The sequence below is a fragment of the Alicyclobacillus sp. ALC3 genome (assembly GCF_028751195.1).
GTDB lineage: Bacteria > Bacillota > Bacilli > Alicyclobacillales > Alicyclobacillaceae > Alicyclobacillus_L.
Window position 1 is genome coordinate 1,810,627 of the sequence record NZ_CP066784.1, and the last position, 25,503, is coordinate 1,836,129.

16 protein-coding genes and 2 rRNA genes are annotated in these 25,503 nt (G+C 57.4%); 1 reads left to right on the top strand and 17 read right to left on the bottom strand.

What is annotated here, in order from left to right; genetic code table 11:
• Positions 1–7 precede the first annotated feature (7 nt).
• From JC200_RS08540 to JC200_RS08555, 4 genes are all read right to left on the bottom strand, one after another.
• Positions 8–1,162 carry a gluconeogenesis factor YvcK family protein gene (locus JC200_RS08540; RefSeq protein ID WP_274435841.1) on the bottom strand — a complete coding sequence of 385 codons (1,155 nt, stop codon included), beginning with the start codon at positions 1,160–1,162 and terminating at the stop codon, positions 8–10.
• Entirely contained in the window at positions 1,159–2,076 is a 918-nt protein-coding gene (gene rapZ / locus JC200_RS08545; protein WP_274435842.1) for an RNase adapter RapZ, read from the bottom strand. The genes JC200_RS08540 and rapZ overlap by 4 nt, the downstream gene beginning before the upstream one ends.
• Positions 2,077–2,119: 43 nt before the next feature.
• Positions 2,120–3,067, bottom strand: coding sequence for an ROK family protein (locus tag JC200_RS08550; RefSeq protein WP_274435843.1), 948 nt, complete (start codon positions 3,065–3,067; stop codon positions 2,120–2,122).
• A gap of 197 nt (positions 3,068–3,264) precedes the next feature.
• Positions 3,265–5,001 (bottom strand): tetratricopeptide repeat protein, encoded by a 1,737-nt coding sequence (locus tag JC200_RS08555; RefSeq protein WP_274435844.1) that lies wholly within the window; start codon positions 4,999–5,001, stop codon positions 3,265–3,267.
• Positions 5,002–5,203: 202 nt separating this feature from the next.
• Between JC200_RS08555 and argS the strand changes: the two genes are divergently transcribed.
• Positions 5,204–6,907, top strand: a complete 1,704-nt coding sequence (gene argS, locus JC200_RS08560) for an arginine--tRNA ligase (RefSeq protein WP_274435845.1) — start codon at positions 5,204–5,206, stop codon at positions 6,905–6,907.
• Between the two features lie 85 nt (positions 6,908–6,992).
• On the opposite strand, the gene hprK is transcribed toward argS, so the two are convergent.
• The 13 genes from hprK to JC200_RS08625 all read right to left on the bottom strand — a co-directional run bounded on the left by hprK (position 6,993) and on the right by JC200_RS08625 (position 25,281).
• Positions 6,993–7,967, bottom strand: coding sequence for an HPr(Ser) kinase/phosphatase (gene hprK, locus JC200_RS08565; protein WP_274435846.1), 975 nt, complete (start codon positions 7,965–7,967; stop codon positions 6,993–6,995).
• A 32-nt stretch (positions 7,968–7,999) separates the two neighbouring features.
• On the bottom strand, positions 8,000–10,879 hold the full coding sequence (gene uvrA / locus JC200_RS08570) for an excinuclease ABC subunit UvrA (RefSeq protein ID WP_274435847.1): 2,880 nt from the start codon (positions 10,877–10,879) through the stop codon (positions 8,000–8,002).
• A gap of 195 nt (positions 10,880–11,074) precedes the next feature.
• Positions 11,075–13,063 (bottom strand): excinuclease ABC subunit UvrB, encoded by a 1,989-nt coding sequence (uvrB, locus tag JC200_RS08575; protein WP_274435848.1) that lies wholly within the window; start codon positions 13,061–13,063, stop codon positions 11,075–11,077.
• Between the two features lie 1,295 nt (positions 13,064–14,358).
• Positions 14,359–15,681 (bottom strand): PDZ domain-containing protein, encoded by a 1,323-nt coding sequence (locus JC200_RS08580; protein WP_274435849.1) that lies wholly within the window; start codon positions 15,679–15,681, stop codon positions 14,359–14,361.
• A 60-nt stretch (positions 15,682–15,741) separates the two neighbouring features.
• Positions 15,742–16,632: a permease-like cell division protein FtsX gene (gene ftsX, locus JC200_RS08585; RefSeq protein WP_274435850.1), complete on the bottom strand. Its 891-nt coding sequence runs from the start codon at positions 16,630–16,632 to the stop codon at positions 15,742–15,744.
• On the bottom strand, positions 16,622–17,308 hold the full coding sequence (ftsE, locus tag JC200_RS08590; protein WP_274435851.1) for a cell division ATP-binding protein FtsE: 687 nt from the start codon (positions 17,306–17,308) through the stop codon (positions 16,622–16,624). The genes ftsX and ftsE overlap by 11 nt, the downstream gene beginning before the upstream one ends.
• 210 nt (positions 17,309–17,518) lie before the next feature.
• Entirely contained in the window at positions 17,519–17,992 is a 474-nt protein-coding gene (locus tag JC200_RS08595; RefSeq protein WP_274436502.1) for a response regulator transcription factor, read from the bottom strand.
• A gap of 159 nt (positions 17,993–18,151) precedes the next feature.
• Positions 18,152–18,820, bottom strand: a complete 669-nt coding sequence (locus JC200_RS08600; protein ID WP_274435853.1) for a response regulator transcription factor — start codon at positions 18,818–18,820, stop codon at positions 18,152–18,154.
• Between the two features lie 16 nt (positions 18,821–18,836).
• Positions 18,837–19,178, bottom strand: coding sequence for a DUF192 domain-containing protein (locus tag JC200_RS08605; RefSeq protein ID WP_274435854.1), 342 nt, complete (start codon positions 19,176–19,178; stop codon positions 18,837–18,839).
• Entirely contained in the window at positions 19,159–20,124 is a 966-nt protein-coding gene (locus JC200_RS08610; RefSeq protein WP_274435855.1) for an SPFH domain-containing protein, read from the bottom strand. The genes JC200_RS08605 and JC200_RS08610 overlap by 20 nt, the downstream gene beginning before the upstream one ends.
• Positions 20,125–20,238: 114 nt before the next feature.
• On the bottom strand, positions 20,239–20,670 hold the full coding sequence (locus JC200_RS08615; RefSeq protein ID WP_274435856.1) for an NfeD family protein: 432 nt from the start codon (positions 20,668–20,670) through the stop codon (positions 20,239–20,241).
• A gap of 1,442 nt (positions 20,671–22,112) precedes the next feature.
• Positions 22,113–22,229 (bottom strand): 5S ribosomal RNA (rrf, locus tag JC200_RS08620).
• A gap of 100 nt (positions 22,230–22,329) precedes the next feature.
• Positions 22,330–25,281: ribosomal RNA gene (locus JC200_RS08625) — 23S ribosomal RNA — on the bottom strand.
• Between the last annotated feature and the right edge of the window lie 222 nt (positions 25,282–25,503).

Sequence of the window (25,503 nt, forward strand, 5' to 3'; positions counted from 1 at the left end):
AAGCGGCCTAATTCTGCCGTTCATAGCCGATCAGGCTGATGATTTGTTCTGCAATCAGTCGACTGTCGTGACGCGCATATGTGGCGTAGTGGACAAAGTCCCGGGCGACGACTCGCAGCCCTTGCCGATGCAGGGCCTCAATGTCGGCCTGTACTGGATACGACTGCTGCGCCTGGTACTGCGCTAGCGCCTGAGGCGGCAAGGACGCTGCGTTGACCAAAATGTAATCAAACAACTGTCGCCCCACATGCCGTCGGATGACTTCGACGTGTTGTGATGCGGACAGTGCATCTGTCTCACCTGGCTGTGTCATGACGTTGCAGATGTACACCTTTTTCGCTGGACTCTGCGTCAGTGCATCAACAAGCCCTGGCACCAACAAGTTCGGCAGGACACTGGTGTACAAGCTTCCCGGACCGACAACCACTGCATCCGCGTCGCGAATCGCATCGAGCGCCTCCTGTAGCGGCTGAATGTCTGATGGGACGAGTTCGACCCGTTCGATCCGTTCACCGGCCCGCGGGATCTCGGACTCTCCCTCCACGACCTGCCCGTTCGCCAACACGGCGCGCAGGCGTACGTCGTCTTTGACAGCCGGAAGCACTCTCCCGCGCACTGCAAGGACGCGGCTCGTCTCCTTAATCGCGGACTCAAAGTCCCCCATGATGTGTGTCATCGCAGCGAGGAACAGGTTGCCGAAGCTGTGACCCGCCAATCCCTCACCCGCTGGGAAGCGAAACTGCAGCAGACGTTCGAGCAGCGGTTCCGTGTCCGCGAGGGCAACCAGACAGTTGCGAATGTCCCCAGGCGGCGGCATTGCGAAGTCGCTTCGCAGACGCCCGGAACTCCCACCATCGTCCGCTACGGTGACAATCGCAGTCAGGTCGACCTGAAACTCCTTTAGCCCCCGCAGAATGACGGACAAACCAGTTCCCCCGCCGATGGCCACAATCCGGGGTCGACGCTGTAGGTGCTTGACGCGGTTGCGCGCCTCCATCATCTCCCGCCACCAGCCAAACGCAAGCAATGCCATGGCCAGCGCCAAGATGACAGAACCGATAATAAACCCTTCACTCTGCCAACGCTGAAGCCCGAGCGCTCCAGCGAGAATGCCGCAGCCAAAACTCCCTAGTGTCCACGCCAACAGCCACCGCCGTCTCACTGATTGCCCTCCCGCATACTGTCGCGGTGCATCACCGTGGCGTCCGTCTTCTGGCCGATGTGCTCCGCGATGTGGCGTGCGATTGCGACAGAGCGGTGCCTGCCGCCCGTACACCCAACACCGATGACCAGGTGACTCTTCCCCTCTTTTTTAAACTCCGGGATCAAAAAGTCAATCATTTCCTCTGCCCGGCGTAAAAACTCCTCTGTCGCCGGCCACTGCATGACATAGTCGTAGACGGGGCCGTCTTCGCCCGTGTAGGGGCGCAGCGTCTCAACGTAGTGCGGGTTGGGCAAAAAGCGCACGTCAAAGATCATGTCTGCGTCAATCGGCACACCATATTTAAACCCGAAGGAGATGATGTGCACAGGCAACGACGTCGAGGTATCGGCGAATCGCTGTGTCATCTCTTGTTTCAAACGCGCCGGGCGCCAGTCACTGGTGTCAATCACGATGTCTGATTCCTTGCGGACTCGGGCAAGTGCACTGCGTTCAGCCTGAATGCTCTCCAGCAAACGGGACCCTTCAGCGAATGGGTGTCGGCGCCGAGTTTCTTTGTAACGGCGGACCAGCGTCTCGTCGTTTGCATCGAGGAACACCAGGCGCACGTCGAGCTCGAGCTCGTGGCGCATGGTCTGCACCGTGTCGACAAGAGGCTGGAACAGCTCCCCGCCGCGCAGGTCGCAAGCAAGCGCGTAGCGCCCACGCTGGCTTCCGGTCTGTTGCACCAACTCCACCATTTTCGGGATCAGCGCTGGGGGGAGATTGTCCACGCAGAAGTACCCCAAGTCTTCCAGTGACTGCATTGCTACCGTCTTGCCCGCTCCGGACATTCCGGTCAGGATTAGAAACTGGGCCGCTGCGCGCTCGCTTTCTCCGGTTGTTGTCCCTTTTGGCAATCCAGACTGGCTCACGTAGCCCCCCTCCTTTCCTGCTCCGTCCGCTGCGCTCGCTGCCTCATGCATGCTGCGAATTCAGCTGCGCGAGACGGGCTGCGCCAACAGTTCCGGCATCATTCCCAAGTTGTGCAAGACGAACTGTCGTACCGTCGACCGTCCGCGCCAAGGCATAGGAAGCAAACGCCCGCGCTACGGCCTTCCGATAAGGTTCGCCAGCTTTCGAAACGCCACCGCCGATCACAATGACCTCCGGATTCAGCACCGTCGCGCACAGTGACAAACCGTATCCTAGCCAGTCCGCGGCATCTTCCAAGACGGCCTCAGCTGCGGCGTGTTTTGTCTCTGCAAGCAGAAACACGTCGGCCGCGCCACGCACTTCTCTGTTTGCCGGAAGTTCCCCCGCAGCCTGACGCTCGCGAGCTGCTCGAATGATGGCAGTGGCGGAGGCCCGAGTTTCAAGACAGCCATAACGCCCACAACCACAGAGCAGTGGATGTACTCGATCGACCAGTAAATGGCCGATTTCGCCAGCCATGCCATTGACGCCGCTGACAGCTCGACCGCCGATTACGATGCCGCCCCCAACTCCTGTTCCAACCGTGGCCATCAGCACGTTATCACTACCCTGGCCCGCGCCAGCGTATGCCTCCCCGAGAGCTGCAACGTTTGCGTCGTTGCCAATGGCAACCGGTCGATCGAGTTGCTCTGTGAGCAGAGCCTTGAATGCGACGTCCGTCCAGCCTAGGTTTGGAGATTTAAAAATGAAACCTGTCTCATCGTCGAGAAACCCCGCGATGCCAACACCAACACCTCGCACGTCCACAACAGCCACACTCGCTTCTTCCACACACTGCGCAAGTGCCGCCTTGATCCGAACAGCGACATCTGTCGCGCCCTGCTCAGCCAACGTGTCAAATGTGGAGCGTGAGAGAATGGTTCCATCGTTTGCGACAATGGCAGTCTTGACAGCCGTACCGCCAATATCGACGCCAAACCAAGTATCCATAAGGTCCGAACTCCTCTCCCTACACAGACAGCATAGCACGACGAAGATGGGTTCATCCACGCACAAAAAAAGAGTGGCACCCATTGGTTGGGTGCCCAAAGTATATTGAAAAGGGGGTCAAATGTGATGCACCGTCATCTTAACGCGGTTATATTTCATTCGTGTTACAAGCGCTTTAAAAATTTGTGATTCCCACGTTAAGACGAGCCCTTTTCTTTAACCCCTTCGAGCCGTGCGGCCGCTTTGCTCAAGGACGAAGTAGGCACCTTAAACCAGTCCGCGATATCGCGTTGGCGAACGCCGGTCTGACGGTGTTTTTGCGTCCAGTACACTAGCGCCGCCGCCCAAATATCTGGTTTGACAACACGAATGTTGTCTGTGAGATACCCAGCCTGGAGAAACTCTATCCACAGTCGTTTGACTTCGCCAGCGTACTGGGTTTTATGGTGTTCTCGAAGCCACGCGTTCGCTCTGTCCACGACCAGCGGCCAGACCGGATCGACCTGAAGGATGATATCCTTGGGTACGTCGCTCATGCGGATAGAAGTCAGTTCACCGTTCTGCCAAAGGTCCACGCGTCCCCGTAAACCTGTGCGTTGCAGTGCGAACAATGCCGCCGCGCGCAATGAGGAGTCCGTGTCGGGGCGTTTCAGGAACACCCGCAGAGCTTTTTGACCGTCTTCATCGGACAGGAGGGCGAGTGTGCGGATTACGGCCTTCCGCGTTTCCGGTGCCCCATGGCGTAACCCCCAGTACAGCGAAGCACGCAGAAGCGGGTCATGACGCCAGCTAGACAGGTCGCCAGTCTGAAGCCGACGTTTCATCTCCGCGAACTGCGCGCGAAGCGGCATGTCGTACTGGTAACTCACGCGGACTCGCTGTCCGTTGTTAGCGTTCGTATCTAACAATTTCAAATAGTAGTCAGCGACATCAGCCATATCGGGTAACTGTTGCAACAGTTTCCACCACTTGCGCGCCGTTTGCACGCGCCCGGCGTTTGCTGCTGAGGCTGCGAGCGAATGAAGCAGAATGGGTTCAGGCCGGTCAACCATGCGCACCAATCGGTCGAACACAAAGTACGCGTGTGCGTGTTCTCCGGCCAGACCGAGTGTCGTTCCGACCTTCATGGCGTGGTCGTAGTGCAACGGAAATAGTTTTGACAGGCGCTCGACGCAGGCCAGAAACTGCTCTCGCGGTCCGACTTGCGCCGTGAACACTGTGAGGTTGCAGAGGGCATGAATGTTGTCGGGCTGTTCAGTGAGAACCCGCTCCGTGGTCGAAATGGCCACTTCGCACTGACCCGTGTAGTAATATGCGAGCGACAAGTTGTTGCGAGCCGCGGTGTTCTCCGGGTCCCGCTTCGCCAATGCCTCCAGTTGCTCCACAGCCGCCTCGAACTGTCCAAGTTCGAGCAGGTGGCGGCCGTCCTGTTTGGCAAGGTTTTGCTCCTCCTCCCGCCGTTCTGCTTCCCAGCGAGCGTAAACCTTGCCGCCGCCGAACTCATCAAGCAGGACGTCGAGCATCTCCTCAGCGTCGTCCGCGTATTCCCCATCTGGCTCGGCGTCGAGGTAGCGCAGTACGTGGTCTTCAGCAAGCTCGTACTCACCCATATTGGCGTAGTTGTTGGCTAGGTAAAATTGGCACTCTGCCATACCAGGGTCCAGGTTCTTAAGAACATGCAGGAGAACCTCGTTCGATGCTTCAAAGTTTCCAAGCTCCGACAGAACACCGGCCAGGTTACAGTGGTTGACCGGGTTATCAGGCTCGTATTCAACCGTCTTCCGGAATGCTTTCAGGGCTCGTTTCAAGTCGTTGCGTTCAAGAAAGCGCAGTCCACGTTCATAGTAATACGCGGCGTCAAAGCGCATGGGTATGATGTTGGCCGTGCGGGACCGTCGATTTGACTGCCAGTCGTGATTTGTGTTCGAGCTCATCTCCCCACCTCCAAACCTGCTTGCCGCAGAACGGTCAACTGAGCTTAGGGTGAGTATACCACAGGGCCCACACACGCTAAAGGCGGAGGCAACCTAATTTTTTCCTCACGAGAGATACCAAGGGCTCTCCACACCCCGTTTTGACCCCTGCCGAACGAACCGATAATATGAGTAGGAGAACCATTGGAAGGAGACCGCACTGATGCGTACATACAAGTCTGTTCTGGCTGAGCACGCAAGCCGGGTGCTCCAAGTCCCTGAAACGGACGTGCTCGCTCTGATTGAATACCCGCCGAATCGTGAACTCGGCGATTTGGCGTTACCGTGCTTCCGGTTTGCCCGGACGCTGCGCAGGAGTCCACAGGAGATCGCAGCGGAACTCGCGAGCGCACTGCAATCTGTAGCAGCGTTCGCAAGCGCCGCCCCAGCAGGCGGTTACGTGAATGTTCATTTGTCTCGCTCCCAGACCACACACGAGGTCGTCGACCACGTGCAGCAGAATGTGGACGGTTTCCTGTCATCGCGGCGTCTGACCGGACAACGTGCCGCCATCGACTATTCGTCCCCGAACATCGCCAAACCATTTGGTGTCGGACACCTGCGTTCGACGATGATCGGGCAAGCCATCGTCCGGTTGCTTGAAGCCGACGGCAGTGAAACAGTCGGGATCAACCACCTCGGGGACTGGGGTACACAGTTTGGCAAAAACATCGTCGCCTACCTTAAGTGGGGTGACGAAGAGGTTGTTCGCCAAGACCCAGTTCGCGAACTCCTAGGCTTGTACGTCCGCTTCCACGAAGAGGCCAAAGCCGACCCGAGCCTCGATGACGAGGCGCGCGAGTGGTTCAAAAAGTTGGAAGACGGCGATGAGCGCGCTGTTGAACTGTGGCAGTGGTTCATCACCGAGAGCCGAAAAGTCTTTGATGAGACCTACCGATTGCTTGGCGTGTCGTTTGATTACTACCTCGGTGAGAGTTTCTACAACGATAAGATGCAGGCAGTCGTGGACGAGCTGCGCGACAAGGGACTGCTCACCCACAGCGAAGGCGCCGAAGTGGTCGATTTAACGGAGTGGAACATGCCACCTTGTATCATCGTGAAATCGGACGGCGCGACCATCTACGCGACGCGCGACCTCGCGGCCGCACTGTACCGCCACGACGAACTTGGCGCGGACAGACTGATCTACGTGGTGGGTTCTGAACAAACCCTGCACTTCCAGCAGCTGTTCAAAGTGCTCGAACGCATGGGACGGCCTTGGGCGGCTGACTGCCGGCACGTGGCGTTTGGCATGATGAAGTACAACGGTGAACGCCTCTCGACCAGGCGCGGCAAAGTCATCTACCTCGAAGACGTGCTACAGCAAGCCATTCAGGAAGCGAAGTCGATCATCGAGGCGAAAAACCCGAACTTGGCTGACAAGGACGCGGTCGCGCAAGCTGTCGGCGTCGGCGCAGTGGTCTTTAACGACCTCAAGAACGACCGCATGCACGAAGTTGACTTCCGCTTCGAAGACGTGCTCAACTTCGATGGTGAGACAGGCCCTTATGTGCAGTACACACATGCGCGCGCCTGCAGTGTTCTGCGCAAAGCCGGGTTTGAAAACGACGCCAAGGTGACGGTCGATGCGTACACGCAAGTCGACGATTTAACTTGGAACCTCGTCCATCATCTGGCGCAAGCCAACGAAGTGTTCGAGCGCGCCGTCGACGACCTCGACCCGTCCCAGGTAGCGCGTTACGTACTCGACCTATGCCATCACTTCAATCGCTTTTACCACGACGTGCCAATCCTATCGGCACCCGCAGACCTGCGTCAAGAGCGGCTCGCGCTGACTAACGCCTGCCGGACGCTGATCAAGAAAGTGTTGTTCCTGCTCGGACTTGAGGCCCCAGAGCGGATGTAAGTTCACCTTTGCAAAAGGTGCCAACACACAAATGAGCCGCCGAGCCCCTACCAGGGAAATCGGCGGCTCCCGTTTTTTCGGATGCTTAGTCGTAGATATCCGCGTCAAATGCCGTGTCGTCGATTGTCGTCTCATTGGCGATGGTCCGCTCGAGCTCATCGGTGAACTGGCGAGCTGCGTCAAACCCCATACCCTTGAGGCGAAAATTCATCGCTGCCACTTCGAGAATGACCGCGAGGTTGCGACCCGGTCGGACCGGAATCGTGATCGACGGGAGTTCAATGTTCAGAATCCGCACCGTCTCCTCGTCGATGCCAAGGCGGTCATACGCGACGTCATCACGCCACGCCTCGAGATGCACGACAAGCGCCAGCTTCTTGAACGTGCGGACAGCCCCCGCGCCAAACAGCGTCATTGCGTTGAGGACGCCCAACCCACGGATCTCCAGCAGGTACTGCAGCAGCGGTGGGGCACTGCCGACAAGTGTGTCGTCTGTGACCTGCCGGATGATCACGGCATCGTCCGCAACGAGGCGGTGTCCACGCTTAATTAGTTCGAGCGCAGTTTCACTCTTGCCAATCCCGCTCGAACCGGTAATCAGGATGCCGATTCCGTAGACGTCAACCAGCACGCCGTGAATCATCGTCTCCGGAGCGAGCTGCTCCTCCAAGTAAGTGGAGATGACCGCCACTGCGCGGGTCGTCACAAGGTTGACACCGAGCACTGGCAAGTTGCGGGTATGCGCCTCGCGCAGCAGAGACTCAGGCGGCGTTTCTCCGCGGGTCACAATCACGCATGGCGTCTGCTCATAGGAGCAGAACGCAAACACGCGCAGCGCCTGCTCCCGACTGTCCATGCCGCGCAGGAACGACAACTCGGTGCGGCCGAGCAGTTGAATCCGCTCGGCCGGATGGTAGCGCAGGTAGCCGGCCAAAGCTAAGCCTGGCCGGTTGATATCCACAGTCGTGATAGGGCGAGACAGGTCTGCGTCACGCGTAAAAACCGTCAGGTTGAGTGCATCCACGAGTTCCTCGACGGTGATGGCTCGCTCTTTGCTCACCTTGAACTGCCTCCTTTACCGTTCAGACGCCTTTACCGTTCCGGAGCGGCGGCTGCCGGTGCCTGTTCGCGAGCCGCTGCAAAGCGAGCCAAGTCGCGCTCCAGAATCGGACGCAAAAACCTCCCCGTGTACGATCCGGCTGCAGTGCAGATAGCCTCGGGTGGACCGCTCGCGACGACTTCACCGCCGCGGTCGCCTCCCTCTGGGCCGAGGTCGACGAGATAGTCTGCGGTTTTGATGACGTCTAGGTTGTGTTCGATGACGAGCACAGTGTCTCCCGCGTCGACCAAGCGGTGTAGAACAGCCAGCAATCGCTCAATGTCGGCGACGTGCAGCCCTGTCGTCGGTTCATCGAGAATGTAGAAGGTGCGCCCGTTGCTGCGGCGGTGCAGCTCTGACGCCAGTTTGACGCGCTGCGCCTCGCCGCCAGATAGTGTCGTCGCCGGTTGCCCGAGGTGAACGTAGCCGAGCCCGACGTCGGAAAGCGTCTGGAGTTTGCGGGCGATGCGCGGGATGTTTTCAAAGAAGCGCAGGCCGTCCTCAACTGTCATCTCAAGCACATCCGCGATGCTCTTGCCCTTGTAGTGTACCTCCAGGGTTTCACGGTTGTAACGCTTACCCTTGCACACCTCACAAGGGACGTACACATCGGGCAAGAAGTGCATCTCAATTTTGATGATCCCGTCACCCTTACAGGCCTCACACCGCCCACCGCGGACGTTGAAGCTGAAGCGGCCCTTCTTGTAACCGCGCATCTTCGCTTCGTTGGTTGTCGCGAACAAATCGCGGATGTCGTCAAACACACCAGTATAAGTTGCCGGGTTCGAGCGCGGCGTGCGCCCGATTGGCGACTGGTCGATGTCGATGACTTTGTCGAGTTGGTCGAGCCCTTCAATCCCCGCGCAAGCTCCCGGCCGGACGTGTGCACGGTTTAACTCACGCGCGAGGGTTTTGTGAATGACCTCGTTGACGAGGGTCGACTTGCCGGACCCAGACACCCCAGTTACACAGGTGAACAGGCCGAGCGGGATGCTGACATTGACGGCCTTGAGGTTGTTCTCCGTCGCGCGCTTCACCTTGAGCCAGCGCCCGTCCGGGTGTCGCCGTGTCTCTGGCACTGGGATAAACCGCCGCCCTGACAAGTACTGTCCCGTGATGGAAGCGGCATCCGCCATGATGGCTTCAGGAGTCCCGGCACTGACCACGGATCCGCCGTGGATGCCGGCACCTGGCCCCATGTCGATGATGTAATCGGACGCGAGCATTGTGTCTTCGTCGTGCTCGACGACGATGAGCGTATTGCCAAGGTTGCGCATGTTCTCCAACGTCTTGATGAGGCGCTCGTTGTCGCGTTGATGCAGGCCGATGCTAGGTTCGTCGAGAATGTACAGCACACCCATCAAACTCGCGCCAAGCTGCGTGGCGAGGCGGATGCGTTGTGCCTCCCCGCCCGACAGTGTGCCAGCCGACCGCGACAGATTCAGGTAGTCGAGCCCCACGTCGCTCAAAAACCCGAGCCGGGATTCGATCTCCTTCAGGATTTGCCGCGCGATTTGGTACTCCTTCTCCGTCAAGGTCAGTCCCTCGAAGAAGTTCAGGCTTTCGACGACCGAAAGACTTGTCACTTCGGAAATATTCTTGTCTCCGACACGCACAGCGAGACTCTGTGGACGCAACCGCCGCCCCTTGCACGCCGGACACGGCTTTGCGCTCATAAAGTCTTCGATGAACTCGCGGATGTAATCCGACGCCGTCTCGCGGTACCGCCGCTCGAGGTTGGGAACGACGCCTTCGAACGGGATCTGGGCCGTCTTGACCTGACCGAACTCGTTCTCGAAGGTGAAGGTAACCTTCTGCCCGGTCCCGTGCAGGAGCATGTCGAGCTTGTCCTTCGGAATCTCGACGACAGGGACGTTGATGTCGATCCCAAACGACACGGCGGCCGTCTGCAACAACTGCGGGTAGTAGGTTGAACTTGATCCTGCCCAAGGCACGACAGCCCCCTCAGCCAGGGACTTGGAACCGTCCGGGATGAGCAGGTCTTCGTCAATCTCCATATTGACGCCGAGTCCCGAACACGCTTCGCAAGCCCCGAATGGACTGTTGAAGGAGAACATGCGCGGAGCAAGTTCTTCGACGCTAAAGCCGCAGTTCGGGCAGGCGAGGTTCTGACTGAACAAAAGTTCCTGCTCACCCATCAAGTCCGCCACCACGATGCCACCCGTCAGATGTAAGGCCGTCTCGAGCGAATCGGAGAGACGCGTTGAGACGTCCGGCTTCACGACAATACGGTCAACGACCACTTCGATGGTGTGCTTCTTGTTCTTCTCGAGCACAATCTCCTCAGACAACTCGCGGACCTCGCCGTCGACGCGCACGCGCACGTAACCGTTCTTGCGCATGTCTTCAAGCAGCTTCTGGTGCTCACCCTTGCGCCCCCGAACGACAGGTGCGAGGATTTGCAGGCGGGTCCGCTCCGGAAACTCAAGGATGCGGTCGACCATCTGTTCAACGGTCTGCGACGTGATTGGGATGTTGCAATTTGGGCAGAACGGCCGCCCTGCACGCGCGAACAGGAGGCGCAGGTAGTCGTAGATTTCCGTGACTGTCCCGACAGTCGAGCGGGGGTTGCGGCTGGTCGTCTTTTGGTCGATGGAGATGGCAGGCGACAGACCGTCAATCGCGTCGACATCCGGTTTGTCCATTTGCCCGAGGAACTGCCTGGCGTAGGCAGACAGCGACTCGACATACCGTCTCTGCCCTTCCGCGTACAAGGTATCGAAGGCTAGCGACGACTTGCCGGAACCGGACAGCCCTGTGATGACCACGAACTTGTCGCGCGGAATGGTCACGTCAATGTTCTTCAAATTGTGGGCGCGAGCACCCTTTATCACGATTGCGTCGTGGCTCATCAACGAACTCTCCTCTGTCGACCCCACCTGGGGCGCGTGGGCCCGTTAGCGCTAAAGCGAACACGGCCCTGTGCCCCCCTGGTCGAGTGTACCGATAAGTCTTCATGTTTTGGTCAGGACGCGCTCACTCGTGCCCTGCACCAGGGTCTCCCGATAGTCTTCATACCTTCATCGCTGGATGGCCCTGCACCCCGCCTACGAGGCTGAGAGTTCCACGATCATGTCGCGCAGCTCCGCAGCACGCTCGAACTGCAGCGCCTTCGCAGCTTCCTTCATCTCGTTTTCGAGGCGGCGGATTAAATCACGGCGGTCCTTCGCCGACATCTGCCGCGCGCGTTCAGCCGTGGAGAGGTAATCGGACTGGCTCTCGGCTGCCTTCGTCGCCTCGATGACGTCACGCACCGCCTTCTGAATCGTCTGCGGCGTAATGCCATGCTCCTCGTTGTAGGCAAGCTGTTTCTCGCGACGCCGCAAAGTTTCGTCCATCGCCACTCGCATCGAATCTGTGATGCGGTCTGCGTACATGATGACCTGACCGTTGGCGTTTCGGGCGGCGCGGCCAATCGTCTGAATCAGGGAGCGCTCCGCGCGCAAGAAGCCTTCCTTGTCCGCGTCGAGAATGGCGACCAGCGAGACTTCCGGCAAGTCTAACCCTTCACGAAGCAGGTTAATCCCGATGAGGACGTCAAACACACCGAGTCGCAGGTCACGCAAAATCACCATGCGCTCCATCGTCTTGATGTCGGAGTGGAGGTACCGCACTTTGATCCCAAGTTCCTTGAAATAGTCGGTCAAATCCTCGGACATTTTTTTCGTCAGCGTCGTCACCAGGACACGCTCCTGCCGACGAATTCGCTCGTGAATCTCGCCGACCAGGTCGTCGATCTGCCCTTTAATCGGGCGGACGAATATCTCCGGATCGACAAGACCGGTGGGTCGGATGATCTGCTCCACGCGCCGCTGCTCGTGCGCGGCTTCGTACGGCCCCGGCGTAGCCGAGACGTAAATCGACTGGCCAATCCGGCCTTCGAACTCCTCAAACGTAAGCGGTCGGTTGTCCGCTGCGGACGGGAGGCGGAAGCCGTGGTCTATCAAAGTGAGCTTGCGTGTGCGGTCGCCGCCGTACATCCCGCGCACCTGAGGCAGGGTGACGTGCGACTCGTCGATCAGCGTCAAAAAGTCCTTGGGGAAATAGTCGAGCAACGTGTTCGGTGACTCTCCTGCGCTTCGGCCTTCCAAATGCCGCGAGTAGTTCTCAATGCCGGAGCAAAAGCCAATCTCGAGCATCATCTCGATGTCGTACTGTGTCCGCTGCTCAAGCCGCTGAGCCTCCAATAGCTTGTCGCCGGCGCGCAACTCGGCGAGTCGCACCCGCAGTTCTTCACGGATGCGTTCTACTGCCGCCTCGAGGCGCGGGCGCGACGTGACGAAGTGAGACGCTGGGAAGATGCCTACGTGATCGCGCACCCCGACAATTTCACCTGTCAGTACGTCAATCTCCGTGACCCGGTCAATTTCGTCCCCGAACAGTTCTACTCGAATGGCCTGTTCCCCTCGAGACGCCGGAAAGATCTCGACCACGTCACCGCGCACGCGAAATGTTCCGCGTGTAAAGTTGATATCGTTGCGTTCGTACTGCATGTCGACTAGCTTGCGCAGGATGTCGTCACGGCTGCGCGTGCCTCCAGTGCGCAAGGACAGCACGTGGTCTCTGTACTCTTCAGGATTACCCAGTCCATAGATGGCCGAAACGCTAGCTACGACCAAAACGTCGTTGCGTTCCAGGAGAGACGCGGTCGCTGAGTGGCGAAGCTTGTCGATCTCGTCGTTGATTTTGGCGTCCTTCTCGATATAGGTATCCGTCGACGGAATGTACGCCTCCGGCTGATAGTAGTCGTAGTAGCTGACGAAGTACTCCACCGCGTTGTGCGGGAAGAACTCCTTGAACTCGGCTGCTAACTGCGCGGCGAGGGTCTTGTTGTGTGCAATCACCAGAGTGGGTTTGTTGACCTTCGCAATGACGTTGGCCATCGTGAACGTCTTTCCAGACCCGGTCGCACCGAGCAGCACTTGGTGCCGCAGACTCCGATTTACCCCGTCTACAAGCCCGGCAATGGCTCCCGGTTGGTCGCCTTGCGGTTCATAGTCGGAAACAAGTTGAAACCGACCTGGCTGGTTAGCCACAGAACAACCCCTCTCCTTTCGAAATGCTCGTTGAATGCAGTCCGACCGGACAGGCCCGCAAATCGTCACCTGTCTTACGTTCAATTTTAACATATCGAAGCAAAAATAGAACACACGTTCCTGTTTTTTCTGAAGGACAGGTTAAGCGGCGTCGTCACGGTGCCGTCAAAATGACACTTGACCACGGCGCTGGGGGTCGCTGGGGACCTCTAGGTGTCAAATTGACACCTAACCACGTCATCGGCCACCTTTAGGTGTCAAATTGACACCTAAACACGTCGCCTGCCACCTCTAGGTGTCAAATTGACACTTAACCACGTCGTCGGCCGCCTCTTGATGTCAAAATGACACCTAACCACGTCGCCTGCCACCTCTAGGTGTCAAATTGACACCTAAACACGTCGCCTGCCACCTGTAGATGTCAAATTGACACCTAAACACGTCGCCTGCCACCTGTAGATGTCAAATTGACACCTAAACACGTCATCGGCCACCTCTAGGTGTCAAATTGACACATAACCGGGTCGCCGGCCACCTCTAGGTGTCAAATTGACACCTAAACGCGTCGCCCGGCTACCTGTAGATGTCAAAATGACACTTAACCACGTCGTCGGCCGCCTCTTGATGTCAAAATGACACCTAACCACGTCGCCTGCCACCTCTAGATGTCAAAATGACACTTAACCACGTCGTCGGCCACCTCTAGATGTCAAATTGACACCTAAACACGTCGTCGACCACCTCTAGGTGTCAAATTGACACCTAACCGGGTCGCCAGCTGCCTCTAGATGTCAAATTGACACCTAAACGCGTCGCCGGCTACCTGTAGATGTCAAAATGACACTTAACCACGTCGTCGGCCACCTCTAGATGTCAAATTGACACCTAACCACGTCGTCGACCACCTCTAGGTGTCAAATTGACACCTAACCGAGTCGTCGGCCACCTCTAGATGTCAAATTGACACTTAACCACGTCGCCAGCTCCCTGTAGATGTCAAATTGACACCTAAACGCGTCGCCGGCCACCTCTAGGTGTCAAATTGACACCTAAACACGTCGCCGGCTACTGTAGATGTCAAATTGACACCTAAACACGTCGCCGGCTACTGTAGATGTCAAATTGACACCTAACCACGTCGCCACACCGGTAACAGCCAGAACGACGCCGCACCCGGCTCAACGCAGCGCCGTTACTCAACCGTCGGCTCCGCACCCGGCTCCGCACCCGGCTCCGCACCCGGCTCGGCTCGGCTCGGCTCGGCACCCGGCCGGGCCCGGCCCGAAGCAGCGCCGCTATTCTAGCGTCGGCGCCGACTCTGCATCCGCCCAACCGGGCGCTGGTTCGCGGATGAGGACCCGGGCATAGAGGGACTGAAACAACCCAGTTTGCGTCGATTCGTACATGTGGTAGGTGGTAGTGTCATCGGGGACTAGGATCAATCCGAGTTGGTTTCGTGATCCGGAGTAGACTGGTTTGCCGACGAAGCGCAGTTCGCCACGGTCATCCTCAACTTGAAGTTTCGCGTAGGCAGGGCTCTGCGCGAAGGCGAAGTGCAAGTCGTACGAACTGTGCACCGGGACCTGATTGACGTGGGTAATCACCTCGCGGGACAGCAACCCCATCTCTTCCGCGATCGATTCCGGGCTTGTGGCCAAGACGCGCACACCGTGTTTAACCGGCGCGTAGATCGGTTCACCGACCCCTTCACGCCGGCGCATCCGCCACAATGTCCACTCCTTGGCGAAAAGCAACAAGAGCACGCCGACGATGGCGTACCCAAGCCCGAGGCGATACACTGCATAGGCGTCAGCGACCAGCAACAGGCCGGTGAACAAGCTGTCTCGGGCAGATGCCGCAGCGCCTTCCGTCGGGAGCGTAGTCAGCGAAAAGCTGCTGATCCCAACAAACAGCGGCATTCCTGCCAAAGTCCAGCCAGCCGCAACTGCACCGCCCGTCAGAAATGGCCAAGCAGCGGCGAAGGAAAAGTGAGGGAGCGGAAGCGTACCAGGTGACAGAGTCAACACAGGGACGAAAAACGACCACTGCGTGAGAAACGCCCCGACCGGACGACCGCGCTTGCCTAGCACATAGGCAGGACTCGATCGCCTGTGGCGGTGACTGAACACCAGCATCGCTTCAGCCAGAGAAGCCGCGGCGCCAAGCGCGATCCAACTCACGACGTGAATCTGCGTGAGCGGCGCAAACCACTTCGGCAGGCCAGGGTTGTGCCCAATTCCTGCCCACCCCATGACAACACCTGCCAGCACCAGAATGCCGATGCCGTAAAGCGGTGAGAAAAAGCGGAAGCGAATCAGCCCAAGAATGATCGTCAACGCGGACACGACGCCGACCTCAACCGGGGTCACAACGACACCAGCGGCGATACAGACAGCACTCATAGCAACGCCTGTGACAATACCCCAGAGCCACGAACGGATCACGGGGGACCACACATGACTGACGCGAGCCCCAAAAAAGCGCCGCTCCTGACGAGCGGCACGCGAGCGTTCCAGCACCATTAACAAACATCCGATAATCCAGAGCGGGTTTAACACCAGAGTGAGCAGTCCTCGCTCCACACCGTGTCCTATTTGTGAAACCAGGAGTCCGTGCACCGCAGCTCTTCCCTTCCGTCTGCCCACCTGTGGTATCGCGAAACAACCACTCCGGCGCTTTTACGCCTTCAAAAACTTCCGCACCGACATCAATCCGCCCCACGCGCCAATTACAATGCCAATGCCAAACATGACCTCCGCGAGCCGGACGGCAAGCACCGGTGTGCCAACCAGGTGAAACATCAGGACAGCAAAGACACCGCCCGTATGCACATACAGCGAGTGGTAGGCCGTGACAATCACGCCAAACGGGATGAGTGCCCCCACCACCCCGATGATCAGCGACTCAAGCATAAACGGCCAGCGAATAAACCAGTTCGTTGCGCCTACCAGTTTCATGATCTCAATCTCCCGCCGACGCGAGAAAATCGTGATTTTAATCGTGTTCGAAATCAGGAACATTGCTGTGATGACGAGCGCCGCCACAAAGACCAAGCCAATGTTGCGAATGACATCGAGAACGTGGAACAACTTAGTCACAACTTGCTGTCCGTCTTTTACCTGTGCGACCTGCGGCAAGGTCTTTAGTTCTCGCCCGACAGTAAGCGTATGCCGCGGGTCAGTCGCCTTGACGACAAGTTCGTCCGGCAGTGTGCTCTGCGGACTGAGGCCACTCAACACGTTATCGTACTGAGCAAGGTCGTGTTTTATCGAAGCCATACCTTGCGCTTTCGTGACGAGTTGCACTGAACCAACGCCTGGCATCTTTCGCACCTGGTCAGCGACTTGCGCGGCCTGCTGATCAGTGACAGCCTGCTTCAGAAACACGTTCACCTCGAGTTGACCCTGTACGCTGTTGGACATCTGCTGTGCGTTCATCGCGATGACGAGTGATACGCCGAGAATCAGCAGAGTGATGGTGACAGCGCTGACTGAGGCAAATGTCATCCAGCCATTTCGCACCAGGCTCTTCAAGCTTTCGCGAAGGTGTCGCCACAGTCTAATCCTCATAGCCGTAAGTTCCTTTGCTTTCGTCCCGCACAATTTGGCCTCGCTCAATTGCGATCACCCTTTTGCGCAGAGTATTGACTATCTCCCGGTTGTGCGTCGCCATGACGATAGTCGTCCCACGTTCGTTAATGCGTTGAAACAGCTTCATAATGTCCCACGACGTATCCGGATCGAGATTACCAGTGGGCTCATCTGCGATGATTACGGCCGGATTGTTGACGAGTGAACGTGCGACGGCAACACGTTGCTGTTCGCCACCCGACAGTTGCGACGGCAACATGTGCATTTTCTCTTCCAGTCCCACCCACGACAGTGCTTCGCTAACGCGACGTTTCATGTGGCGATGGGAACTCCCGATGACCTCGAGGGCAAACGCGACGTTGTCGTATGCGCTCAGCTTCGGCAACAGCTTAAAGTCCTGGAACACCACACCGATGTTCCGGCGCAAAAGCGGCACCTTGGCGTTCTTGAGGCGTTCAATGTTGAACCCGTTCACAAAGATGTGCCCCTTCGTGGGACGGGTTTCGCGGTACATGAGCTTAATGAACGTGGACTTTCCTGCACCACTTGGGCCCACGACGTAGACAAATTCACCTTTGTCAATTTTGACGGAGATCCCGTTGAGCGCAGGCGTCCCGTTGGGATAGACCTTCCATACGTCCTGCATTTCGATCATAGTAGAACTCCCTTCACAAGCCGTGGAGTCGCTCTGCGAGTCCTGGGGTCATCGAGTCGAACACTGCACGTGTGTGAAGCTCGTCCCATGACTTCGACACCTGAGAGGGAAAATCCTGTTCTATTGTGTCGATTTAAAGCGGCAATGATTGGGTGAGTTCGGATGGGTCAACCACTGGAGGAAACGCAATAGCCAAATTTGGGAGGAAGATCAGTCCGGATCGCGGAGACTGTACATCGGCTGTACGCGGACAGAGCGAGCGGTTCTTTCGTGTACGAATCGTCTGGACAGTCGCCGTTTTGCCAAGGCACTTGCGCGGTGTGCGTCCGTTACAGCCGCGATCAAAGCTTCCGCTGATACAGGTTTACGCAGATAGGAGTGTGCCCCGGCGTCCAATCCTTGCGCTAGGTCTTCCGGGAAAGCCTCTGCAGACAAGATCACGACAGCGACCTGCGGATACGTCTGATGTATGTGAGTTGTCGCCGTGATCCCGTCCATTTCAGGCATGTTCACGTCCATGATCACGACATCAACCTGTGTATGGGTCAACTTCTCGAGTGCAACCAGTCCATTTTCCGCCTCAACAACAACTTCCACAATACTGCTGAACCCGAGCAGCAGTCGTACAGATTCGCGCGTATCCTTAGAATCATCAACAATCATCACGCGAATTGTTCCTGTCATCTGCACACCCCGCTCCTCGCTGAGCCCGAGTGCCCCGGTTCGGCGAGTAAAGTCCCCTGCGAACGTCGAATGAGTCCATAATACGAGCTTCCTAAATCCCTGAATACGGTATTTTGTCCCGAATTCCGTAGGACTTTTGTCCCGACCGCTCGTTAGGATTTAGCGAAGTTCGACTTGTCCCGTTCGTACAGCCCACAGAATGACCTGCGTTTTGTCCTGCATGCCAACTTGGTCAAACAGCGCGGACCAGAGGTTGCGCACGGTCTTTTCAGCGAGTCCCAGCTCGTTTGCGATTTCCGTATTGGTCAACCCGTCTGCCGCGAGTTGAACGATAGTTCGCTGGCGTTCCGACAGCATGGACAGAGTGTCGACTGGATCGACCACGTAGGTGTTGCGGCGAAGTTCGGTGAGTGCCGTCGGGGCGATTTCCGGCCCTAGATACGACCGTCCGTCCGCAACTGACTCCAGAGCACTCTTCAACACTGGGGCTGACGTCGAGTACGAAAGGTACGCACTCGCGCCGGAACGAAGCGCTCGGACGAGCAAAGGCTCGTCGGCCTCCTGAGGTAACATGAAGACGACTTGCAAGTGTGGTACGTTTGTCCGCCATTCTGCCATTAGGCGGGATTCCTTGTCTGTAGCCCCCTGCACGAAGTCTGCAACGAGGATTTTCGGCGCCTCAACTGCAGCCGCAGCCATTGCGCCCGTCAGGGCGGTTGCGTCATCATAAGCTCCCGCGAAGATCAGTTTCGGTTCCGAATCAAGGATGGCGCTCAACCCGAACCCAAACATCGGGAGGACGCGCCAAGTATAAACTGGCACCTGCATGTGGAGCCGCTCCTTATCATCCGATCACGATTGTTTGGCCGACCTGCAATTGATGTCGTTCAATTGTCCCAGGGTAGCATTCCAGAACGCCCTTGGCTTGAAACACTGGCGGCGAGATGGTCCACGGCTTCATCTTTTCCTTCATGTAGACGATGACGCCGTGCTTGTCCAAAAACAGAACGTCAATCGGGATCTTCATAAAAAAGCAATGAATCCAGTTATCCCCTGGAAACCAAAGTGCTTCGTCGGGTTGCAGTGAGTCGTCCCACATCAGGCCGCGAAATTTTTTCCAAAATGTATCCGCGGCCCGAACGTCGGCGACGACAACCTGACCACTCTTAAGCGTTGCTCTCCCCATTCGCTGTACCCTCTCCGGCAGCCTGCCACGTCTTTTTAAGCGCTCCGAGCGCACTCAGCACGCCAACGGCTTCCGACGGGATGAACAGTGTCGTCGCCGGACCTTTGGCCATGCCCTGCAGCGCATCGAACGATTGGTACGTAAGGACGTTTGCGTCGAGGCCACTGGCCTTCAGCAACTCGATTCTCGCCTTCTCCGATTGCGCAACTAGTTCAATGGCCTGTGCGCGCCCTTCTGCCTCTAACCGTTGCGCCTCGCGCAGACCTTCCGCCTGGCGAATCCGCGCTTCACGTTCGCCTTCAGCGCGGAGAATGGCGCTTTGTTTTTCACCCTCAGCCTGTAAAATGGCGGACTGCCGTTGTCCCTCAGCTTGCAAGATATTCGCGCGTTTCTCCCGCTCAGCCTTCATTTGGCGCTCCATCGCATCTTGAATCTCTCGTGGCGGCTTGATGTCAACGATTTCAACGCGGTCGATGCGCACACCCCAAGACTCTGTCACTTCATCAAGCGCAGTTCGCAGCGACATACTGATGCGATCCCGACCAGCAAGCGTTTCGTCGAGTTCCATGTGCCCGGCGACTTGGCGGATGTTTGCGGCAGTGATGTTTTGAATGCCCTGGACGACGTCGGCGATGTTGTATGTCGCCATCTTCGGTTCCACGATGGTGTAAAAAAACACCGTGTCGATCTGTATCTGAACATTGTCCTTCGTAATCACAATCTGCGGCGGGACAATCACCTGTTGCGTCCGCAAATCGAGAACCTTGACCACGTGATCAACGAACGGAAAGATGATGTTTACACCTGCAGACAACACTGCATGGAACCGCCCGAGTCGTTCAACAACGGCCACTCGCTGCTGCGGTATAATCCGGATCCCTCGAAACACGATGAGCAGTACCAGCACAATCACTACGACGATGACAATGGTTGTTGTCGTCAGCATGGCTGTACCTCCCCTTTGTCGCGGCTATCAGGACCAGCAGACTTTCTGGATTGTCGGAATTGACCGGTGCGTCTGATCTGTCAGGGCGGTCGCTCCGTCTGCTTGCCCACTGGCTTAGCCGCGATTGTCTGGCGCTGGCGCGACCTTTAAAATGGCGCCCTCCGCGTCCTTCACGATTACTCCTGCGCCCGCTCTCAGTGGTTCTGTGCATGTGGCGCTCCAGAGTTCGCCCTCAATGCGCACCGTGGCAAACCCCCCGGGCTCAGCTCCCGACACAACTACACCTGTGTGCCCGACTCTCGTCTCTAGGTGGGTGCTGAACGTCCTCGTGCGCCGCCACTTCTTGGCGAGCGGACGCGACGCGAAGTACATCCCCAGACTGAGGACAGCGAAAATGAGTAGTTGCACCCATAGCGAGTGCACGAACGGTGCCACTGCTGCGGTCACCACCGCCGCGATGGCGAACCACAACAGGACAAACGTGACGCTGCTCAATTCCACGATGCCGATTCCGACGCCAAGCACCAACCAAATCCACCACTCCATGTGGGCCACCTCAATCTGCGCTCGCTGAGCAGTTGACCGGACGTGATTGCAATTCGATTGTGGCACAACCCGGTACAATTTACTATAGATCGACATCTTGCACCGAGACTTAGATATTATTCGTCGCAACCGTCTGCACCAAAGCTGAAGTCTGGCACTGACGACAGGCGGCTCTACTGTGTGGGCGTGTGGCGTGTGGCGTGTGGCGTGTGGCGTGTGGCGTGTGGCGTGTGGCGTGTGGCGTGTGGCGTGTGGCGTGTGGCGTGTGGCGTGTGGCGTGTGGCGTGTGGCGTGTGGCGTGTGGCGTGTGGCGTGTGGCGTGTGGGCGTGTGGGCGTGTGGGCGTGTGGGCGTGTGGGCGTGTGGGCGTGTGGGCGTGTGGGCGTGTGGGCGTGTGGGCGTGTGGGCGTGTGGGCGTGTGGGCGTGTGGGCGTGTGGGCGTGTGGGCGTGTGGGCAAAACGGCGCTGTGCCAAGGGATTACTGGTATTGCTTAACGCTCTGCGGACTCGCTATCATGTGATTTGTTCACATAATCAGGCGGCTAACGTCCTCAAAACGCGTTATTCTTTGTTAGATCCCGCTTTTCGGCCTCCCCTCATCCCGATAACGCGTTTCTGGGACGTTATCGGCTCGAAATGGCCATTGTGGAAGCGAATAACGTCCTGACGGCGCGTTAGTGTTTGGTCATAACGCTATCGGAAGGGCTTATTGGTCTCATTTGGTCCGGCTCAGGCATATACCCCTTCCTGGGTATCCGCAATGTCGGGTGGACGAAAAGTACTCCATTGGAGTATGCCGCCCCGCGGCATACCATTTTAACTTGTCCCTCTATTTCGGTCGCTACCTGGCACTCACGCTCTGGCGCCACGTTAGGGTTGTGAGATAACACTGCCGCGACGTGTTATTCTTCGGTCCTTTGGAGTCTCTATGGCTCTGCTCGCTGCGGATGACTCACTGGCCCGTCATACCGAGAGTCGAACGCACTTTTTGTTCGTTATCCGCTCGTTGTTTACATAACTAGACCTTCGAATGGTCAAATTGTTCGCTCGCCTTCGCCAAACCCTCGTTTGTAGCCGATTTTGGCTCCGTAGCGCATTTTTTGTTCGCTATATGACCGTCTGAGGGCCGATTTTCCCGTATAGCGCGCAATTTGATCACCCAACGCCTCAGTAGATACCCCTTCCGGGGTATCCGCAGTGCTATGTATACGAAATCGACGTTTCTCGCCGTCGCTTCCCCCGGTGTAAGGAGCAAAATGAACGCTATCACACTCTGCACACCACCCCACGCACGCGCCCCCGAAGTCTAGTACTCCATTGGAGTATGCCGCGGCGCGGCATACCATTTTAACTTGCCCCTGTCCCTTATCTCTCCTTGTTTCCCCGTACCCGCGCATACGAAAAGGCCCAGCACACTCGGTGCTGAGCCTTCCCACTTCTCTCGCCTGGCGGCGTCCTACTTTCCCAGGGGTCTGCACCCCAAGTATCATCGGCGCTGGAGGTCTTAACGGTCGTGTTCGGGATGGGTACGCGTGTGTCCCCTCCGCCATTACCACCAGACATCAGGTACATCAAACGGTCGGCTGTGCCATACCGTTCCCTGTACCCCAGAAACCAGATAACGACTCTGCCCTATGCTCGTACTCGTCAACCAACGAATCTGGTGAAGCCCTCGACCGATTCGTATCCGTCCGCTCCACACATCACTGTGCTTCCACTCCGGACCGATCTACCTCATCATCTATGAGGGGTCTTACTCCGTTAACCGGATGGGATACGTTATCTTGAGGCTGGCTTCGCGCTTAGATGCTTTCAGCGCTTATCCATTCCCGACGTAGCTACCCAGCGCTGCGCCTGGCGGCACAACTGGGACACCAGCGGTCGGTTCATCCCGGTCCTCTCGTACTAAGGACAATTCCTCTCACGTATCCTGCGCCCGCGGCAGATAGGGACCGAACTGTCTCACGACGTTCTGAACCCAGCTCGCGTACCGCTTTAATGGGCGAACAGCCCAACCCTTGGGACCGACTTCAGCCCCAGGATGCGATGAGCCGACATCGAGGTGCCAAACCTCCCCGTCGATGTGAACTCTTGGGGGAGATCAGCCTGTTATCCCCGGGGTAGCTTTTATCCGTTGAGCGACGGCCCTTCCACTCGGCACCGCCGGGTCACTAAGCCCGACTTTCGTCCCTGCTCGACCTGTCCGTCTCGCAGTCAAGCTCCCTTTTGCCTTTACACGCACCGCGCGATTTCCATCCGCGCTGAGGGAACCTTTGGGCGCCTCCGTTACTCTTTAGGAGGCGACCGCCCCAGTCAAACTGCCCACCTGACACTGTCCCTACCCCAGTTTCATGGGGCCAGGTTAGAAGACAGGCATGTCAAGGGTGGTATCCCAACGTCGACTCCACACAGGCTGGCGCCCATGCTTCTCAGTCTCCCACCTATCCTGTACATGACATACCCATCTCCCATATCAAGCTACAGTCAAGCTCCACGGGGTCTTTCCGTCTAGCCGCGGGTAACCTGCATCTTCACAGGTATTACAATTTCACCGGGTCTCTCGTTGAGACAGCGCCCAAGTCGTTACGCCATTCGTGCGGGTCAGAACTTACCTGACAAGGAATTTCGCTACCTTAGGACCGTTATAGTTACGGCCGCCGTTTACTGGGGCTTCAATTCAGAGCTTCGGGTTGCCCCTAACCCCTCCTCTTAACCTTCCAGCACCGGGCAGGCGTCAGCCCCTATACTTCGCCTTTCGGCTTTGCAGAGACCTGTGTTTTTGCTAAACAGTCGCTTGGGCCTTTTCACTGCGGCTCTTTCGAGCGCCCCTTCTCCCGAAGTTACGGGGCCATTTTGCCGAGTTCCTTAACGAGAGTTCTCCCGCGCGCCTCCGTGTTCTCCACGCGCCCACCTGTGTCGGTTTCCGGTACGGGCACCTAGCACTCGCTAGAGGCTTTTCTTGGCAGTGTGAAGTGCGGGACTTCGGTACTGTACTTCCCTCCCCATCACAGCTCACGCTTCTCAGAGGACGGATTTGCCTATCCTCTACGCTCGCTGCTTGGACGCCCTCTTCCATCCGGGCGCTTCCCTGCTCCTCCTGCGTCACCCCGTCGCTCAAACGTGTTTCGGTGGTACGGGAATTTCCACCCGTTGTCCTTCGACTACGCCTCTCGGCCTCGCCTTAGGTCCCGACTTACCCTGGGCGGACGATCCTTCCCCAGGAACCCTTGGGCTTTCGGCGGACAAGATTCTCACTTGTCTTTTCGCTACTCATACCGGCATTCTCACTTCCATGCGCTCCACCAGACCTTCCAGTCCAGCTTCTCCGCCCATGGAACGCTCCCCTACCACGTACCATTCGGTACATCCAAAGCTTCGGTGCCTGGTTTAGCCCCGTTACATTTTCCGCGCAGCAGCACTCGACCAGTGAGCTATTACGCACTCTTTGAATGGTGGCTGCTTCTAAGCCAACATCCTGGTTGTCTGTGCACCGCCACATCGTTTTCCACTTAACCAGGCTTTGGGACCTTAGCTGTTGGTCTGGGCTGTTTCCCTTTTGACCACGGATCTTAGCACTCGTAGTCTAACTGCCAAGGTGCAACAAGACGGCATTCGGAGTTTGACTGGACTTGGTAACCCTGGTAGGGCCCCGCATCCAATCAGTGCTCTACCTCCGTCCCTCATCCCTTGACGCTCGCCCTAAAGCGATTTCGGGGAGAACCAGCTATCTCCGAGTTCGATTGGAATTTCTCCCTACCCCCAGTTCATCCCCCGGCTTTTCAACGCCGGTGGGTTCGGGCCTCCATGCGGTGTTACCCGCACTTCACCCTGACCAGGGGTAGCTCACCCGGTTTCGGGTCGATGACAACGAACTACTCGCCCTCTTCAGACTCGCTTTCGCTACGGCTCCGGCTTTCCCGCCTTAACCTCGCTCGCTGTCATCACTCGCCGGTTCATTCTACAAAAGGCACGCCGTCACATGTCATGCATGCTTCGACTGCTTGTAGGCACACGGTTTCAGGTTCTATTTCACTCCGCTCCCGCGGTTCTTTTCACCTTTCCCTCACGGTACTATCCGCTATCGGTCGCCAGGGAGTATTTAGCCTTAGGAGGTGGTCCTCCCAGATTCCCACGGGGTTTCTCGTGTCCCGCGGTACTTGGGTACTTGTGCCACGAAGTTGCATTCGTTTCGCCTACCGGGCTCTCACCGTCTCTGGCCGGCCTTCCCATGCCGTTTGGCTACAAATGCAATTTTTGACTTCGCGAGGGGTTTGCAGTCCCCTCCGCACTAGCCCCACTACCCCAGTCCTGCAACGGCTGCAACCTTACACAGCACTGGTTTAGGCTCTTCCGCGTTCGCTCGCCACTACTTGCGGAATCACTCTTGTTTTCTCTTCCTCGAGGTACTTAGATGTTTCAGTTCCCTCGGTTGCCTCCACACACCTATGGATTCAGTGTGCAGTAACAGCCCATGACGGCTGCTGGGTTCCCCCATTCGGACATCCACGGATCAAAGCTCGCTTACAGCTCCCCGTGGCATTTCGGTGTTCGCCCCGTCCTTCGTCGGCTCCTGGCGCCTAGGCATCCTCCGTGCGCCCTTCCTAACTTCACCTGTTGTAACGCAGCAGTTTCCCGCCACGTCACTCGAACACAGTTACCCACTGTGATCATGTCGGTTGACGTTTCTTACATAGGAGTCGTTATCCAGTTTCCAAGGTACAGTTCAGTACCGTGCGCAAGCACACGAATACCGAGTTGAAGTCACCAATGCGCCGCACCAGGACAAACCCGGGCGGGTCATGGCTCCCTCAAAACTAAACACGCCTGTCGTCGA

What these genes read in the sequence shown, in the direction of transcription:
- JC200_RS08550 (WP_274435843.1), bottom strand. Translation starts at nt 3,067, where the DNA reads ATGGATACTTGGTTTGGCGTCGATATTGGCGGTACGGCTGTCAAGACT.
- JC200_RS08555 (WP_274435844.1), bottom strand. Translation starts at nt 5,001, where the DNA reads ATGAGCTCGAACACAAATCACGACTGGCAGTCAAATCGACGGTCCCGC.
- argS (WP_274435845.1), top strand. Translation starts at nt 5,204, where the DNA reads ATGCGTACATACAAGTCTGTTCTGGCTGAGCACGCAAGCCGGGTGCTC.
- uvrA (WP_274435847.1), bottom strand. Translation starts at nt 10,879, where the DNA reads ATGAGCCACGACGCAATCGTGATAAAGGGTGCTCGCGCCCACAATTTG.
- ftsX (WP_274435850.1), bottom strand. Translation starts at nt 16,632, where the DNA reads ATGAGGATTAGACTGTGGCGACACCTTCGCGAAAGCTTGAAGAGCCTG.
- ftsE (WP_274435851.1), bottom strand. Translation starts at nt 17,308, where the DNA reads ATGATCGAAATGCAGGACGTATGGAAGGTCTATCCCAACGGGACGCCT.
- JC200_RS08595 (WP_274436502.1), bottom strand. Translation starts at nt 17,992, where the DNA reads ATGACAGGAACAATTCGCGTGATGATTGTTGATGATTCTAAGGATACG.
- JC200_RS08600 (WP_274435853.1), bottom strand. Translation starts at nt 18,820, where the DNA reads ATGCAGGTGCCAGTTTATACTTGGCGCGTCCTCCCGATGTTTGGGTTC.
- JC200_RS08605 (WP_274435854.1), bottom strand. Translation starts at nt 19,178, where the DNA reads ATGGGGAGAGCAACGCTTAAGAGTGGTCAGGTTGTCGTCGCCGACGTT.
- JC200_RS08610 (WP_274435855.1), bottom strand. Translation starts at nt 20,124, where the DNA reads ATGCTGACGACAACAACCATTGTCATCGTCGTAGTGATTGTGCTGGTA.
- JC200_RS08615 (WP_274435856.1), bottom strand. Translation starts at nt 20,670, where the DNA reads ATGGAGTGGTGGATTTGGTTGGTGCTTGGCGTCGGAATCGGCATCGTG.